Source organism: Pseudomonas ogarae, assembly GCF_014268695.2.
Taxonomy (GTDB): Bacteria; Pseudomonadota; Gammaproteobacteria; order Pseudomonadales; family Pseudomonadaceae; genus Aquipseudomonas; species Aquipseudomonas kilonensis.
This window is the reverse complement of the sequence record NZ_CP077086.1, coordinates 1,518,791-1,534,692: the sequence shown is the minus strand read 5'-3', so window position 1 is coordinate 1,534,692 and position 15,902 is coordinate 1,518,791. Positions and strand designations below refer to the sequence as shown.

Genomic DNA, 15,902 nt, shown 5'->3' with positions numbered 1-15,902 from the left:
GATTCGCAATTCAGCGAAGCGTTACAGACGACCCAGATCGTTGACGAGGGCAAGCAACATGACCCCGACCACCAAGCTGATACCGATCTGTATCCCCCAACCTTGCACCCGATCCGACAAGGGACGACCACGCGCCCACTCGATCAGATAAAACAGCAGATGCCCCCCATCCAGTACCGGGATGGGCAGCAAATTCAGAACCCCCAGGCTAATGCTCAGATAAGCAAGGAAATTCAGGAAATCAGCAACGCCCGACTGGGCAGAAGCGCCCGCCACTTTAGCAATGGTTATCGGTCCACTCAAGTTTTTTACCGAGAGCTCGCCGAACAACATTTTCTTGAGCGAGTCCAGCGTCAGGATGCTCATGGTCCAGGTACGCCGCGCACCCTCGCCAATCGCCGCCACAGGGCCGAAACTGACCTCGCGGATCATTTCCGGCGGCCAGTCGACCGCCTTGACACCTGCACCCAGGTAACCGGTCGGCGCCTTGCTCTCGCCACGGGCGGCCAGGGTCACCGGGACGTCGATTGGAGCACCCTCGCGCTCGACGCGAAGCACAATTTTGCTATCAGGACGTACGCGAACCGAATCGACCACCTGCTGCCAGTCAGTGACCGGCTGGCCGTCGAGCGCCAGCAACCGATCGCCGGTCTTCAGGCCTGCGGCGTGGGCCGGGCCTTTCGGATCGAGCTCGGCGAGGATCGGCGGCAACGCCGGACGCCATGGCTTGATCCCCAGGGAGCGGATCGGATCCGGCTCATCGGCACCCTTGAGCCAGTTGTCCAAGATCAGTTCGCGAGGCGAATCCACCGTGGAACCCTGCTCACGAACCATCAATTGCAACGAACCGCTCTCACCCAGGCGACGTACCAATTGCAGATTGACCGCCGCCCAGCCGGACGTCGGCTCCCCATCGATGGCAACGATTTCCTGCCCGGCACCCAGCCCGGCACGGGCGGCAACGCTGCCGGCCTCTACCCCACCAATGACCGGACGCACCTGCTCGCTGCCCAGCATGGCCAGGCCCCAGAAAAACACCATGGCCAGCAGGAAGTTGGCAATCGGTCCCGCCGCGACGATGGCGATACGCTGACGGACGCTCTTGCGATTGAAGGATTGATCGAGCTGGTCGGCCGGGACTTCGCCTTCGCGCTCGTCGAGCATCTTGACGTAGCCGCCCAGCGGGATGGCCGCCACGACGAACTCGGTGCCTTTCTTGTCGTGCCAGCGCAGCAAGGGCATGCCAAAGCCCACGGAAAAACGCAGGACCTTGACGCCACAGCGCCGCGCGACCCAGAAATGACCGAATTCGTGAAATGTGACCAACACCCCCAAGGCAATCAGGGTGCCGACAATCATATAGAGCGCGCTCATCTGTTTTCTCCGCAATCCTGTCCAGGGCAACCCTGGCTAACGTATCGCAGCTTCAACGCCCGTGGCGCTGCAGCCATTGGCCCGCCAACTCACGAGCCCTGGCATCCGCCGTAAATACCGTATCGAGGTCATTGACCGAAACCACGGCCTCGAGATTCAAGACTTCCTCGATGATACTCGCGATCTCGAGGTAACGGACACGTCCATCGAGAAACGCTGCAACCGCCACTTCATTGGCGGCATTAAGCATCGCCGGGGCACTGTTGCCCGCCTCGGCCGCCTGACGCGCCAGGCGCAGGCAGGGGAAACGCTGCTCATCGGGCGCCTGGAAATCCAGGCGAGCGATGGCGAACAGGTCCAGCGGGGCAACACCTGAGTCGATGCGCTCCGGCCAGGCCAGGGCGTTGGCGATCGGGGTCCGCATATCCGGATTACCCAACTGGGCCAGCACCGAACCGTCGACGTAGTCCACCAGGGAGTGGATCACGCTCTGGGGATGAATCACCACCTCGACCTGGGCTGGCTTGGCATCGAACAGCCAGCAGGCCTCGATCAGCTCCAGCCCCTTGTTCATCATGCTGGCCGAATCCACGGAAATCTTGCGCCCCATGGACCAGTTCGGGTGCGCACAGGCCTGCTCGGGTGAAACATGCACCAATTCTTCCAGCGGTGTCTGCCGGAACGGACCACCGGAGGCTGTCAGCAAAATCCGCCGAACCCCTACCGCGCCCAGTCCACGGGAAAAATCCTGCGGCATGCATTGAAAAATCGCATTGTGCTCGCTGTCGATGGGCAGTAACACCGAACCGCTTTTGCGCACAGCCTGCATGAACAGCGCGCCGGACATCACCAGCGCCTCTTTGTTGGCCAGCAGAATCTTCTTGCCGGCTTCCACCGCCGCCAGCGTCGGGCGCAAGCCTGCCGCACCGACGATGGCCGCCATCACGGCGTCGACTTCGGGGTCGGAAGCCACTTGGCAGAGGCCCTCCTCGCCCACCAGCACGCGGGTTTGCAAACCGGCTGCGCGCAGATCGTCCTGCAACCCCCGCGCCAGGCCAGCCTCAGGCACCACGGCAAACCGTGGCGTGTGGCGTATGCACAGCGCCAGCAATTCACTCAAGCGCGTGAAACCGCTGAGGGCGAACACCTGGTAACGCTCCGGGTGCCGACCGATGACGTCCAGCGTACTCAGGCCGATCGAACCGGTCGCACCAAGGACCGTGATCTGCTGGGGGCGACTCACGATGCCGCCATCCACAACAGCACGGCAAAGACCGGGATCGCGGCAGTAAGACTGTCGATGCGATCCAGCACGCCACCGTGACCGGGCAGCAGGTTACTGCTGTCCTTGATCCCGGATTGACGCTTGAACATGCTTTCGGTCAGGTCGCCGACCACGGACACAAAGACGATCAGGGCGGCACCAATCAGGCCCATCAGCAATTGCGCGACCGTCCAGTCCCGCACGAAACCGACCACAGTGGTGATCACCAGGCTCAAGGCCAGACCACCATAGACGCCTTCCCAGCTCTTGCCGGGACTGACTTTCGGTGCGAGCTTGCGCTTGCCGAAGGCCTTGCCGGAAAAATAGGCGCCGATGTCGGCACCCCAGACCAGCACCATCACAGCCATGATCTGCCAGTTGCCCAGCGGGCCTTGCTTGATCCAAATCAGCCCCTGCCAGGCCGGCAGCAGGATCAACAGGCCGATCACCAGCTTGGTCGCCGCGTTGGCCCAATGATGGGTAGTCCGCGGATAGGTCAGGACCAGGAAGGTCGCTGTCGCCCACCACAGCACCGCCGCACCCAGCACCCAAGGCCCGAGGCCAGGCACCACGTACATGATGAACAGCATGGCCGCCACGGCCACTGCGTAGGCCACGCGCGCCGACTGCGCAGGAAAACCCGCCAGCCGCGCCCATTCCCACGCCCCCAAGGTCACGACCAGCCCGATGAACAGCGCAAAACCGGCACCTTTGAGCAGGAAGAAACCACCCAGGGCGATGGGCAGCAGGATCAAGGCAGTGATGATTCGTTGTTTCAGCATTAAACCCGGGCTCCAGCTTCGATCTGCTCGCTCGTTTTACCGAAGCGACGCTGACGGGAAGCGAAATCGGCCAGCGCAGTGCGCATGGCTTCGTGTTTGAAGTCCGGCCAGAACAGGTCGGAGAAATACAACTCGGCATAAGCCAACTGCCAGAGCAGGAAGTTGCTGATGCGATGTTCGCCACCGGTACGGATGCACAGGTCTGGCAACGGCAGGTCGCCGGTCGCCAGACAGGTCTGCAGCAGTTCCGGCGTGATGTCTTCCGGGCGCAAGTGCCCAGCCTGGACTTCCCGCGCCAGCCGCTGGGCGGCCTGGGCAATGTCCCACTGACCGCCATAGTTGGCGGCGATCTGCAGGACAAACCGGTCGTTGCCCGCGGTCGCGGCCTCGGCTTCGCGCATCGCAGCCTGCAACTCAGGATGGAAGCGCGAGCGATCACCGATGATCCGCAAGCTGATCCGGTTCTCGTTGAGGCGCTTGGCCTCGCGACGCAGGGCCTTGAGGAACAGGTCCATCAAGGCGCTGACTTCATCGGCCGGGCGCTGCCAGTTCTCGCTGGAGAAGGCGAACAGGGTCAGCACTTCCACCCCTGCCTCGGCGCACACCTCGATGACCGCACGAACCGCGTCGACCCCCGCCTTGTGCCCGGCGACGCCAGGCATAAAGCGCTTCTTGGCCCAGCGGTTATTGCCGTCCATGATGATCGCCACGTGGCGCGGCACTGCGAACGGCACGGCCTGCTTGGTCTTTTCCATGAAAACGAGACCCTTATACGGCCATCAGGTCTTTTTCTTTCTGCGCCAAATCCGCGTCGATCTTAGCTACGTACTTCTTGGTCAGGTCGTCGATCTCGCCAGTGGCACGACGCTCTTCGTCTTCGCTGATTTCCTTTTCCTTGACCAGGTCCTTGAGCTGGCTGTTGGCATCACGACGGATGTTGCGCACGGCAACACGGGCGTCTTCAGCCACATCACGGGCCTGCTTGGTGAAGCCCTTGCGGGTTTCCTCGGTCAGGGCCGGCATGGAGATCAGCAGCAGCTCACCCAGGTTGGTCGGGTTCAGGTTCAGGCCGGCACTGCCGATGGCCTTGTCGACTGCGCCCAGCATGTTGCGCTCGAAGGCCACGACCTGCAGGGTGCGCGCATCCTTGACGGTGATGTTGGCCACTTGCTTGATCGGGGTATCGGAGCCGTAGTACGGCACCATCACGCCCTCGAGGATGCTCGGGTGCGCCTGGCCGGTGCGGATGCGACCGAAGTTGTGCGCCAGGGACTCCAGGGATTTCTGCATGCGCTGTTCAGCGTCTTTCTTGATTTCGTTGATCATTGTTGAGCTTCCTCGATCAGTGTTCCTTCGGCGCCGCCATGGACGATGTTCAGCAGGGCACCGGGCTTGTTCATGTTAAAGACGCGCAGCGGCATCTTGTGGTCGCGGCACAGGCAGATAGCCGTCAGATCCATTACACCCAGCTTGCGATCCAGCACTTCATCGTAGGTCAGATGATCGAACTTCTCGGCATGCGGGTCCTTGAACGGGTCAGCGGTATAGACGCCATCGACCTTGGTTGCCTTGAGCACGACATCGGCATCGATCTCGATCGCTCGCAGGCAGGCGGCCGAATCCGTGGTGAAGAACGGATTACCGGTGCCGGCGGCAAAAATCACCACTTCCTTGGCATTGAGGTGGCGCATGGCTTTGCGGCGGTCGTAGTGGTCGGTCACGCCCACCATGGAAATGGCCGACATCACGATGGCCGAGATATTGGCACGCTCCAGCGCGTCACGCATAGCCAGGGCGTTCATCACAGTGGCCAGCATGCCCATGTGGTCGCCCGTGACCCGATCCATGCCGGCCGCGCTCAGCGCTGCGCCGCGGAACAGGTTGCCGCCGCCGATGACCAGGCCGACCTGAACGCCGATCCCGACCAACTGGCCGACTTCCAGGGCCATGCGATCCAGCACTTTCGGATCGATCCCGAACTCTTCCGAGCCCATCAGGGCCTCGCCGCTAAGCTTGAGTAGAATGCGTTTATAGCGAGCCTGATAACCACTGCCCTGCTGAGCCATTGCGAATCTCTCCTGCGGCGTATGTGTTCAAAAAATTCTTTGCGGGCTGTTTTCAGCCTGCGTTCACTCTAGCTTGACGCTGACACAGCGCCATCGGAACACGGCTTTGTAAGCCAGTTCCGACAGGAAACCAATAAAAATCGGCATCCCCATCCAAAAAGAGGCTGCGCGCGTTAAGCGGGCAGCCTCTTCAGGGCGACAGTTATAAAAACTGTCTTATTGCTTGCTGGCAGCCAGCTGAGCAGCAACTTCTTCAGCGAAGTTGTCTACTGGCTTCTCGATGCCTTCGCCCACTTTGAAGTAGGTGAAGGAAACGATTTCAGCGCCGCCTTTCTTGGCCAGTTCACCGACCTTGATTTCAGGGTTCTTGACGAACGCCTGCTCAACCAGGCTGGCTTCAGCCAGGAACTTGGTGATACGACCAGCAACCATTTTTTCAACGATTTCGGCTGGTTTGCCTTTGATCTTGTCTTCGTTGAGCTGCATGAACACGGCTTTTTCGCGTTCGATGGCATCAGCGGAAACTTCCGACGGCAGCAGGAACTCAGGGTTGCTGGCAGCAACGTGCATCGCGATGTCTTTGGCCAGCTCGACGCTGCCGCCTTTGAGGGCTACAACGACGCCAATCTTGTTGCCGTGCAGGTAGGAACCGACAACATCACCTTCGACGCGAACCAGACGACGGATGTTGACGTTTTCGCCTACTTTGGCAACCAGGGCTTCACGAGCCGATTCCTGAGCGGCGATCAGCGGAGCTGCGTCGGTCAGTTTGTCGGCGAATGCTTTTTCTACACTGGCAGCAACGAATGCCTTGAAGTCGTCTTGCAGGGCCAGGAAGTCAGTCTGCGAGTTGACTTCGATGATAACGGCAGCTTTACCGTCATCCTTGATGCCGATCGCACCTTCAGCGGCAATGTTGCCAGCTTTCTTGGCAGCCTTGATGGCGCCCGAAGCACGCATGTCATCAATGGCTTTCTCGATGTCGCCGCCAGCCTTGGTCAAGGCTTTCTTGCAATCCATCATGCCTTCGCCGGTACGCTCGCGCAGTTCTTTGACCAACGCTGCAGTAATCTCTGCCATTTCAAAATCCTCTTGGATAGGTTTTCAACCATTCCACCCGATCGAACGGGCGATCAATTCTTCCTGGAAAACCACTGCTTATAGGCCGCGGCAGGTTACAAACAGGTCACTGCGCTGGCGGCAAATGGTTTTCGAGGTGGCAAAAAGGGGGCCAAGCCCCCTTTTTGCTTACTGAGTCAACGCCAGGGCGTCAATTACTCAGCGGCTGCTGCCGGAGCTTCTTCAGCGAAGACTTCGGTGCCGCCATTCACGTTGTTGCGACCACGGATAACAGCGTCAGCCATCGAACCCATGTACAGCTGGATGGCGCGGATGGCGTCATCGTTGCCTGGGATGATGTAGTCAACGCCTTCCGGGCTGCTGTTGGTGTCGACAACGCCGATGACCGGGATACCCAGCTTGTTGGCTTCGGTGATCGCGATGCGCTCGTGATCAACGTCGATCACGAACAGTGCGTCAGGCAGACCGCCCATGTCCTTGATACCGCCCAGGGAGCGGTCCAGCTTCTCAAGATCGCGAGTGCGCATCAGCGCTTCTTTCTTGGTCAGCTTGGCGAAAGTACCGTCTTCGGACTGGACTTCAAGGTCACGCAGACGCTTGATGGAAGCGCGAATGGTCTTGAAGTTGGTCAGCATGCCGCCCAACCAGCGGTGATCGACGTACGGCGAACCGCAACGTGCTGCTTCTTCAGCAACGATCTTGCCAGCGGAACGCTTGGTGCCGACGAACAGAATCTTGTTTTTGCCCTGGGCCAGGCGCTCTACGAAGGTCAGTGCCTCGTTGAACATTGGCAGGGTTTTTTCAAGGTTGATGATGTGGATCTTGTTACGCGCGCCGAAAATGTACTTACCCATTTTCGGGTTCCAGTAACGGGTCTGGTGACCGAAGTGCACACCGGCCTTCAGCATATCGCGCATGTTGACTTGGGACATGATAGTTCCTTGATAAGTCGGGTTTGGCCTCCACGTATCCCAATGACCAACCAGCGGCTATATAAGCCGAAGGCACCCAGGTCATCGTGTCGACACGTGTGTGGATTTAAGCTTGCGGGGTCATCCCCGGAAAGCGGCGCATTTTATACCACAGCAAGGGCGAAAACGGAACACGGATTCTGAAATCCTGGTGAGGAGCCCCTCCCACAGCCCTTTCATGGGCTGTGGATGCACACCCTTATAGAGAGAAGCGATGCATGTGGACGCGGATTTGCGCTGATCGTCTGTTAGAATCGCCTCTTTCAGGGCCACGTGAAGCATCATCCGCCGCCCATTTCGTTTTGAACAGCGCCGTCGGGCGCAGAGAGAGCCTGTATGACCGTTACCCTCAAGACTGCCGAGGACATCGCCAAAATGCGTGTCGCCGGCAAACTCGCCGCCGATGTGCTGGAGATGATCGCCGACTACGTCAAGCCTGGCGTGACCACCGAAGAGCTGGACCGCATCTGCCATGACTACATCGTCAACGAGCAGAAAGCCATCCCGGCCCCGCTCAACTACAAAGGCTTCCCGAAGTCGATCTGCACCTCGATCAACCACGTGGTCTGCCACGGCATCCCCAACGAAAAACCGTTGAAGGATGGCGACACCCTGAACATCGACGTCACCGTCATCAAGGACGGCTTTCACGGCGACACCAGCCGCATGTTCCATGTCGGCAACGTGCCGGAGTGGGCCGAGCGCCTGTCCAAGGTCACCCAGGAATGCATGTACATGGCCATCGAACTGGTGAAACCGGGCTGCCGCCTGGGGGACATCGGCGAAGTGATCCAGAAGCACGCGCAGAAGAACGGCTTCTCGGTGGTACGCGAGTTCTGCGGCCACGGCATCGGCAAGGTGTTCCACGAAGAACCGCAGATCCTGCACTACGGCCGTGCCGGCACTGGCATGGAACTGCAGGCGGGCATGACCTTCACCATCGAGCCGATGATCAACCAGGGCCGCGCCGACACCAAGGTGCTGGGCGACGGCTGGACTGCCATCACCAAGGATCGCAAGCTGTCGGCCCAGTGGGAACACACCTTGCTGGTCACCGAGACCGGCTACGAGATCTTCACCCTGCGCAGCGATGACACCATCCCTCGCGTTTCCGCCTGATCCGAACCCAGCCTATAGATATAGATAGAAAGGAAAGTCATTCAATGCCGCAGGTGGATCCCGAACTCTTCGACCGCGGCCAGTTCCAGGCTGAACTGGCCCTGAAGGCAAGCCCCATCTCGGCGTTCAAGAAGGCGATCCGCCAGGCCCACGAAGTGCTCGACCAGCGCTTTCGCAATGGTCGGGACATTCGTCGGCTGATCGAGGACCGCGCCTGGTTCGTCGATAACATCCTGCAAAAGGCCTGGGAGCAGTTCGACTGGAGCGAAGACGCCGACATCGCCCTGGTGGCGGTGGGCGGCTATGGACGTGGCGAGCTGCACCCCTACTCCGACATCGACTTGCTGATCTTGCTGGACAGCGCCGATCATGAAGTTTTCCGCGACTCCATCGAGCGGTTCCTGACGCTGCTGTGGGACATTGGCCTGGAAGTCGGCCAGAGCGTGCGCTCGGTGCAGGAATGCGCCGACGAGGCCCGCGCCGACCTGACGGTGATCACCAACCTGATGGAAAGCCGCACCATCGCCGGCCCCGAGCACCTGCGCCAGCGCATGCTCGACGTCACCAGCACGGCGCACATGTGGCCCAGCAAGGATTTTTTCCTGGCCAAGCACGCCGAGCAGAAGGCCCGCCACCACAAGTACAACGACACCGAATACAACCTGGAGCCCAACGTCAAGGGCTCGCCCGGCGGGTTGCGGGACATCCAGACGATCCTTTGGGTCGCCCGCCGCCAGTACGGGACGCTGAACCTGCGCGCCCTGGCCGGCGAAGGCTTTTTGGTGGAAAGCGAAAACGCCTTGCTGGCCTCGTCCCAGGAATTTCTGTGGAAGGTTCGCTACGCCCTGCACATGCTGGCCGGGCGCTCCGAGGACCGCCTGCTGTTCGACCACCAGCGCTCCATCGCCAGCCTGTTGGGTTTCGAAGGGCAGGATGCCAAGCAGTCCATCGAAAACTTCATGCAGCAGTACTACCGCGTGGTGATGAGCATTGCCCAGCTCAGCGAGCTGATCATCCAGCACTTCGAGGAAGTCATCCTCGCGCCCGAGGACGAGGAGCCGCCGCAGCCGATCAACTCACGCTTTCAACTGCACGACGGCTACATCGAAGCGCGTCACGACTATGTGTTCCGCCGCACGCCGTTCGCCATGCTCGAAATCTTCGTGCTCATGGCCCAGCAGCCGGAAATCAAGGGCGTACGCGCCGACACCATTCGCCTGCTGCGGGAAAATCGTCATCTGATCGATGAAGATTTCCGTAACGACATCCGCAACACCAGCCTGTTCATCGAGTTGTTCAAGTGCAGGATCGGCGTGCACCGCAACCTGCGCCGGATGAACCGCTACGGGATCCTCGGACGTTATCTGCCGGAGTTCGGTTTCATCGTCGGGCAAATGCAACACGACCTGTTCCACATCTATACGGTCGATGCCCACACCCTGAACCTGATCAAGCACCTGCGTAAGCTGCAGTACACCCAGGTGTCAGAAAAATTCCCGCTGGCCAGCAAGCTCATGGCCAAGTTGCCCAAGCCCGAACTGATCTACATGGCCGGGCTGTATCACGATATCGGCAAGGGCCGCCAAGGCGACCACTCCGAGATTGGCGCGGTGGATGCCGAGGCGTTCTGCCAGCGCCATCAACTGCCCCTGTGGGACAGCCGACTGATCGTCTGGCTGGTGCAGAACCACCTGGTGATGTCGACCACCGCCCAACGCAAGGATTTGTCCGACCCGCAGGTGATCCACGACTTCGCCCAGATCGTCGGCGATGAAACACGCCTGGATTACCTCTACGTGCTGACCGTGGCCGACATCAACGCCACCAACCCGAGCCTGTGGAATTCCTGGCGCGCCAGCCTGCTGCGCCAGCTCTACACCGAGACCAAGCGCGCCTTGCGCCGCGGCCTGGAAAACCCGGTGGACCGCGAAGAGCAGATCCGTCGCACCCAAAGCGCGGCCCTGGACATCCTAGTGCGCGGTGGCACCGATCCGGACGACGTCGAGCAACTCTGGTCGCAATTGGGCGACGACTATTTCCTGCGCCACACCGCCGGCGACGTGGCCTGGCACAGCGACGCGATCCTGCAGCAACCGGCCGATGGCGGGCCGCTGGTATTGATCAAGGAAACCACCCAGCGCGAGTTCGAGGGTGGCACGCAGATCTTCATCTATGCCCCGGACCAGCATGATTTCTTCGCCGTGACCGTGGCGGCGATGGACCAGCTCAACCTCAACATCCATGACGCCCGGGTCATCACCTCGAGCAGCCAGTTCACCCTCGACACCTACATCGTGCTCGACACCGACGGCGACTCGATTGGCGACAACCCGGCGCGGGTCAAGCAGATTCGCGACGGCCTGACCGAAGCCCTGCGCAACCCGGCGGACTACCCGACCATCATCCAGCGCCGGGTGCCGCGCCAGCTCAAGCATTTCGCCTTCGCGCCACAGGTGACGATCCACAACGACGCCCAGCGCCAGGTCACCGTGCTGGAACTCAGCGCCCCGGACCGCCCGGGCCTGCTGGCGCGGATCGGCCATATCTTCCTGGAGTTCGACCTGTCGCTGCAAAACGCCAAGATCGCCACCCTCGGCGAACGGGTGGAAGACGTCTTCTTCATCACCGACGCTCACAACCAGCCGCTGTCCGATCCGCAGCTGTGCAGCCGCCTGCAGGAAGCGATCGTGCGGCATTTGAGCGTCAACCAGGAACCCGATGCTCACATGACACGCATCAGCATCTAAACGAACAATCTCCCTCTGTGGGAGCGAGCTTGCTCGCGATAGCGACGGAGCATCCAGCATTGATGCTGCCTGACTCACCGCCATCGCGAGCAAGCTCGCTCCCACAAGGACCGCGCCCACATTGACGAGGCCCTTGATGAACAACGCTCTGAACCAGCTCCAGCCCTACCCGTTCGAAAAGCTCCGCGCCTTGCTTGGCAGCGTCACGCCCAATCCGGACAAACGCCCGATCGCCCTGTCCATCGGCGAACCCAAGCATCGCTCGCCAAGCTTCGTGGCTGAAGCCCTGGCCAGCAATCTGGAAAAGATGGCCGTGTACCCGACCACCCTCGGCATCCCGGAGCTGCGTGAGGCCATCACTGGTTGGTGCGAGCGCCGCTTCAACGTGCCAAACGGCTGGCTGGACCCGGCGCGCCATGTGCTGCCGGTCAATGGCACCCGTGAAGCCCTGTTCGCTTTCACCCAGACCGTGGTCAACCGTGGCGACGACGCCCTGGTGGTCAGCCCGAACCCGTTCTACCAGATCTACGAAGGTGCGGCGTTCCTGGCCGGGGCCAAGCCGCACTACCTGCCGTGCCTGGACACGAACGGCTTCAACCCGGATTTCGATGCCGTTTCGCCGGACATCTGGAAACGCTGCCAGATCCTGTTCCTGTGCTCCCCTGGCAACCCGACCGGCGCATTGATTCCGGTGGACGTGCTGAAGAAACTCATCGCCCTGGCTGACGAATATGACTTCGTCATCGCCGCGGACGAGTGCTACAGCGAACTGTATTTCGACGAACAAACCCCGCCGCCGGGGCTGCTCAGCGCCTGCGTCGAACTCGGTCGCAAGGATTTCAAGCGCTGCGTGGTGTTCCACAGCCTGTCCAAACGCTCCAACCTGCCCGGCCTGCGTTCCGGTTTCGTGGCCGGCGACGCCGACATCCTCAAGGGTTTCCTGCTGTACCGCACCTACCACGGCTGCGCGATGCCGGTTCAGACCCAACTGGCGAGCATCGCGGCGTGGAACGACGAAGTGCACGTACGCGCCAACCGCGCGCTGTACCGCGAGAAATTCGACGCCGTGCTGGAGATCCTCAGCCCGGTGCTGGACGTACAGCGTCCCGATGGCAGCTTCTACCTGTGGCCGAACGTAGCGGGCGATGATGCGGCGTTCTGCCGGGACCTGTTCGAACAGGAACACGTGACGGTCGTGCCGGGCTCCTACCTGTCCCGCGACGTGGATGGCGTCAACCCAGGCGCCGGGCGCGTGCGCATGGCCTTGGTTGCGCCATTGGCTGAATGCGTGGAAGCGGCCGAGCGGATTCGCGCGTTCATCCAGCGTCGGGGTTGATGACTGTATCGCGCTGAAGCGGACCGCTGTTGTGGCGAGGGAGCTTGCTCCCACTGGGCTGCGCAGCGGCCCCTGAAGTAGCCAACTCAATCTGCCTGACGTACCGCGTTGCCCGGTTTCAGGGCCGCTTCGCGCCCCAGCGGGAGCAAGCTCCCTCGCCACAAGGGCTTGGTGTCGCCCCCATGTCTGTGAACACCACAAATCCCCTGTGGGAGCAAAGCTTGCTCGCGATGAGGCCGGCACTTATTACATCAAGTCCGAAGCTCTACCCGGTCCAGGCACTTGTTCGCCAACAACATCCCCAACTCAATCATCTGGGCCACCCCCAATGCTACATGTCGTCGCGAGCCGTCCTGATCGAAGACAAGGTCATTGAGCATTGCATTGGCCGAAGCCAGAGTTTCACTGAGGTTGGCCAGCAACACTTCGGTGTCGATACCGTCAGCCACAGTGAATAACTGCACTGGGGGCTTGGGTTCTGGCTCGCTGTCGTCAGGTTTGAGGTAATGGTCCAGCGCACGATCAGCGGCTTCTTGCAGCTTTTCGGGGGCGTAGTCGCCGTAGGGGAAAGTGGAGGCCGGTTTTGGAGGATTAGGCGTTTCTTTAGTCATGCTATTGCTCCTAGGGAAATTGGGAGCCGCCACCGAGTCTTCTCACGGACCGGAGGGTGGCAGCCGTACGCGGGGTGAGAATCCAAGCCCCTAGGAAGCCCGGCCATGCCGAAGCATGCCCGCGCACAGCCGCCATAACATAGTGCCCAGACGAAAAGCGCCTGCACTTTATATGGTCGGCGCCTACGCGCCTACTAGGGAGGATCGGATTCTCACGTCCGGTCGCTGAATTGGCAGCGACACCCAGAGGCTAGAGCCCTCGCTTCCGACGGACAACCTTAAAAACTTGTCGGAAACTTCGGCGCGTCTGACAGACCACAATCACTTGCTCAGACAAGAAAAAAATAAAACGCACCTCCATAAAGCAAGCCATTGATTTCACTGGTTAAGCACCTCAACAGATCTCACACAGCCCTGTTTCAAGAATCAAGCTGGCTTGAATTCGTTATTACCGGCAGCCATGATCGCCCCGTCACCAGTGAACGCTGGCAGGAGTCTGGGTCCCTCTTCGGGTTGACCCAGCCACGCAGACGGGGCCAAGCAAGCTCAGTTGCGTGTCGATTGAAGCCGCCTTCGGGCGGCTTTGCTTTTTATGAGGACAAGGCACGCCGGGCTTTGTTGCGCCTGAAATGCTGAAGCTCCGCAAAGTGGTGGGATCTCCCCTGTGGCGAGGGGATTTATCCCCGCTGGGCTGCGTAGCAGCCCTCAAAGCTAACAACGCGCTGTGTCGGACAGCTTGAATTGACTGCTTTGGGACTGCTGCGCAGTCCAACGGGGATAAATCCCCTCGCCACAAAGGGCCGGCGCATCACTGCTACTTACCCAACCCCAAATTCGCCTCCGCCAAATCCAACTCCCCCAACACCTCACGCAACACATCATCCCCAATCTGGTGATGACGACTGAGGCGATACAACTCCAACCGCTGCGCCCGATAGGCCTTCAAGCGTAGCCGGCGCTCCAGCAGGTCCATTTCGAGCGCCAGCGCCTGGGCTTCGGCGGAGTCGTTGAACACCTCCAACTGATGGCGATACTCAGACATCAGCCGCGCCTTGACCTCGGTCGCCAGCGCCGCCTGGGCCGCATCCGGCGTACTGGTCGCTTCGGTCGGCTCCTCCACTTCCAGCGCATGGATCGCCGCTTCAGCGGTTTTGCGCCAGGCCTCGCGAACTTCGTTACGGCGCTTGTCGTCAGGGCTTTTCTCGATACCTCGCAGCAGCAATGGCAGGGCGAGGCAGGCCGCGATCAGCGACAGCAGGATCACCCCGGCGGCAATGAAGATCAGCAAGTCGCGCTCCGGGAATTCAACACCGGCGCTTAACAACAACGGCACCGACAACACGCCCGCCAACGTCACCGCCCCGCGCACGCCGCCGAAGGTCAACAACCAGCAGGAACGCGCTGTCGGCACCAGGGTCAACTCGCCCTTGCCGCGCCAGCGGCGCAACAGCCCGGACACGCGCCAGATGCTTTGCACCCAGACAAACCGCAGCACCAGCAACACCAGGAAAATCGCCACCACATCCAGGCAGCGGTAGAACAGCGTTGGCCACAACGTCGGCTCCTGGCTGGTCACTGCCTTGATGATGTCCGGCAATTGCAGGCCCAGCAGCAGGAAGATCAAGCCATTGAAGGCGAATTCCAGCAGCGACCAGACGCTGCGATTGAGCAACCGCGTGCCGGTCTGGCGCGGCAGCAGGTCGAGCCAGCTCTGCATCATCCCCGCCGCCACCGCCGAGAGAATCCCCGAGGCCCCCAAGCGTTCAGCCAGCACATAGGCCGCGAACGGCAGCAGCAACATGAATACTACGTGGGTGGCCGGATCGTCCCAGCCCCGGGCAATCATCCAGGCCCGCAAGCGGCCTACTAGCCAACTCAAGGCCACGCCCACCAACAATCCACCGATCGCCACCAGGACAAAGGTCAGGCTCGCGCCCGCCAGGGAAAACACGCCGGTGATCGCCGCCGCCAGGGCGAACTTGAAGGTCACCAGGCCCGACGCATCGTTCATCAAAGCTTCGCCCTGGAGCATGTGCATCAGCGGCGCGGGCAGGCGGTCGCGGGCAATTGCCGACACCGCCACCGCGTCGGTCGGCGATAGCACCGCTGCCAGGGCAAAGGCCACCGGCAGCGGGATACTCGGCAAGAGCCAATGAATGAAATAACCGGCGCCCACCACCGTGAACAACACCAGGCCCACTGCCAACGTCAGGATCGGCCCTCGCAGGCGCCACAACTCACGCTTGGGCATGCGCCAGCCATCGGAAAACAGCAGCGGAGGCAAGAAGAGAAACAGGAACAGTTCCGGATCGAGGGCCACGTGCAGGCCCAGGGACGGCCAGGCCAACAAGGCGCCGGCGCCGATCTGCACCAGGGGCAACGGCAGCGGGATCAACCGTCCAATCAGGCGCGAGACGCCCACCAGCATCAACAGGATCAGGACGGTATAGGCGCTTTGCATAACGGACTTCCAATGACAGCCATACACATCTGCGGCAACAGCTTGCCGTTGAAGTGCCATATTAACTGCCCAGGTGAGCCGCTGCCTTTGC

General features: G+C 60.9%; 13 protein-coding genes. 3 read left to right on the top strand and 10 right to left on the bottom strand.

The features are described 5' to 3' along the window. Nucleotides 1-21: 21 nt before the first annotated feature. The 8 genes from rseP to rpsB all read right to left on the bottom strand — a co-directional run bounded on the left by rseP (nucleotide 22) and on the right by rpsB (nucleotide 7,498). Nucleotides 22-1,374 carry an RIP metalloprotease RseP gene (gene rseP / locus HU749_RS06595; RefSeq protein WP_041475753.1) on the bottom strand — a complete coding sequence of 451 codons (1,353 nt, stop codon included), beginning with the start codon at nucleotides 1,372-1,374 and terminating at the stop codon, nucleotides 22-24. A gap of 52 nt (nucleotides 1,375-1,426) precedes the next feature. Next, nucleotides 1,427-2,617: a 1-deoxy-D-xylulose-5-phosphate reductoisomerase gene (gene ispC, locus HU749_RS06590; RefSeq protein ID WP_095963146.1), complete on the bottom strand. Its 1,191-nt coding sequence runs from the start codon at nucleotides 2,615-2,617 to the stop codon at nucleotides 1,427-1,429. Beyond that, nucleotides 2,614-3,420 (bottom strand): phosphatidate cytidylyltransferase, encoded by an 807-nt coding sequence (locus HU749_RS06585; RefSeq protein WP_186649959.1) that lies wholly within the window; start codon nucleotides 3,418-3,420, stop codon nucleotides 2,614-2,616. The genes ispC and HU749_RS06585 overlap by 4 nt, the downstream gene beginning before the upstream one ends. Further along, nucleotides 3,420-4,175 (bottom strand): polyprenyl diphosphate synthase, encoded by a 756-nt coding sequence (uppS, locus tag HU749_RS06580; RefSeq protein WP_079302073.1) that lies wholly within the window; start codon nucleotides 4,173-4,175, stop codon nucleotides 3,420-3,422. Before uppS ends, HU749_RS06585 begins: the two co-directional genes overlap by 1 nt. A 13-nt stretch (nucleotides 4,176-4,188) precedes the next feature. Next, entirely contained in the window at nucleotides 4,189-4,746 is a 558-nt protein-coding gene (gene frr, locus HU749_RS06575; protein WP_003198238.1) for a ribosome recycling factor, read from the bottom strand. Further along, nucleotides 4,743-5,486 carry a UMP kinase gene (pyrH, locus tag HU749_RS06570; protein WP_003184915.1) on the bottom strand — a complete coding sequence of 248 codons (744 nt, stop codon included), beginning with the start codon at nucleotides 5,484-5,486 and terminating at the stop codon, nucleotides 4,743-4,745. The genes frr and pyrH overlap by 4 nt, the downstream gene beginning before the upstream one ends. A gap of 216 nt (nucleotides 5,487-5,702) precedes the next feature. Continuing rightward, complete coding sequence (tsf, locus tag HU749_RS06565; RefSeq protein ID WP_018603730.1) at nucleotides 5,703-6,566, bottom strand: translation elongation factor Ts; 864 nt, start codon at nucleotides 6,564-6,566, stop codon at nucleotides 5,703-5,705. Nucleotides 6,567-6,760: 194 nt separating this feature from the next. Then, nucleotides 6,761-7,498, bottom strand: coding sequence for a 30S ribosomal protein S2 (gene rpsB / locus HU749_RS06560; protein WP_003198231.1), 738 nt, complete (start codon nucleotides 7,496-7,498; stop codon nucleotides 6,761-6,763). 375 nt (nucleotides 7,499-7,873) lie between these two features. Between rpsB and map the strand changes: the two genes are divergently transcribed. The 3 genes from map to dapC all read left to right on the top strand — a co-directional run bounded on the left by map (nucleotide 7,874) and on the right by dapC (nucleotide 12,739). Beyond that, nucleotides 7,874-8,656 (top strand): type I methionyl aminopeptidase, encoded by a 783-nt coding sequence (gene map / locus HU749_RS06555; RefSeq protein ID WP_014336790.1) that lies wholly within the window; start codon nucleotides 7,874-7,876, stop codon nucleotides 8,654-8,656. A gap of 44 nt (nucleotides 8,657-8,700) precedes the next feature. Beyond that, entirely contained in the window at nucleotides 8,701-11,403 is a 2,703-nt protein-coding gene (locus tag HU749_RS06550; protein ID WP_014336789.1) for a [protein-PII] uridylyltransferase, read from the top strand. 136 nt (nucleotides 11,404-11,539) lie between these two features. Continuing rightward, nucleotides 11,540-12,739 (top strand): succinyldiaminopimelate transaminase, encoded by a 1,200-nt coding sequence (gene dapC, locus HU749_RS06545; RefSeq protein ID WP_079302072.1) that lies wholly within the window; start codon nucleotides 11,540-11,542, stop codon nucleotides 12,737-12,739. Between the two features lie 251 nt (nucleotides 12,740-12,990). Here dapC and HU749_RS06540 read toward each other — a convergent pair whose 3' ends face one another. Beyond that, a complete protein-coding gene (locus tag HU749_RS06540) occupies nucleotides 12,991-13,350 on the bottom strand; it encodes a DUF6124 family protein (RefSeq protein WP_186649961.1) in 360 nt (119 codons plus the stop codon). An 814-nt stretch (nucleotides 13,351-14,164) separates the two neighbouring features. After that, nucleotides 14,165-15,811 (bottom strand): Na+/H+ antiporter, encoded by a 1,647-nt coding sequence (locus HU749_RS06535; protein ID WP_079302071.1) that lies wholly within the window; start codon nucleotides 15,809-15,811, stop codon nucleotides 14,165-14,167. Nucleotides 15,812-15,902 lie beyond the last annotated feature (91 nt).

What these genes read in the sequence shown, in the direction of transcription:
- map (WP_014336790.1), top strand. Translation starts at nt 7,874, where the DNA reads ATGACCGTTACCCTCAAGACTGCCGAGGACATCGCCAAAATGCGTGTC.
- uppS (WP_079302073.1), bottom strand. Translation starts at nt 4,175, where the DNA reads ATGGAAAAGACCAAGCAGGCCGTGCCGTTCGCAGTGCCGCGCCACGTG.
- rseP (WP_041475753.1), bottom strand. Translation starts at nt 1,374, where the DNA reads ATGAGCGCGCTCTATATGATTGTCGGCACCCTGATTGCCTTGGGGGTG.
- frr (WP_003198238.1), bottom strand. Translation starts at nt 4,746, where the DNA reads ATGATCAACGAAATCAAGAAAGACGCTGAACAGCGCATGCAGAAATCC.
- HU749_RS06585 (WP_186649959.1), bottom strand. Translation starts at nt 3,420, where the DNA reads ATGCTGAAACAACGAATCATCACTGCCTTGATCCTGCTGCCCATCGCC.
- HU749_RS06540 (WP_186649961.1), bottom strand. Translation starts at nt 13,350, where the DNA reads ATGACTAAAGAAACGCCTAATCCTCCAAAACCGGCCTCCACTTTCCCC.
- rpsB (WP_003198231.1), bottom strand. Translation starts at nt 7,498, where the DNA reads ATGTCCCAAGTCAACATGCGCGATATGCTGAAGGCCGGTGTGCACTTC.
- pyrH (WP_003184915.1), bottom strand. Translation starts at nt 5,486, where the DNA reads ATGGCTCAGCAGGGCAGTGGTTATCAGGCTCGCTATAAACGCATTCTA.
- HU749_RS06535 (WP_079302071.1), bottom strand. Translation starts at nt 15,811, where the DNA reads ATGCAAAGCGCCTATACCGTCCTGATCCTGTTGATGCTGGTGGGCGTC.
- tsf (WP_018603730.1), bottom strand. Translation starts at nt 6,566, where the DNA reads ATGGCAGAGATTACTGCAGCGTTGGTCAAAGAACTGCGCGAGCGTACC.
- dapC (WP_079302072.1), top strand. Translation starts at nt 11,540, where the DNA reads ATGAACAACGCTCTGAACCAGCTCCAGCCCTACCCGTTCGAAAAGCTC.
- HU749_RS06550 (WP_014336789.1), top strand. Translation starts at nt 8,701, where the DNA reads ATGCCGCAGGTGGATCCCGAACTCTTCGACCGCGGCCAGTTCCAGGCT.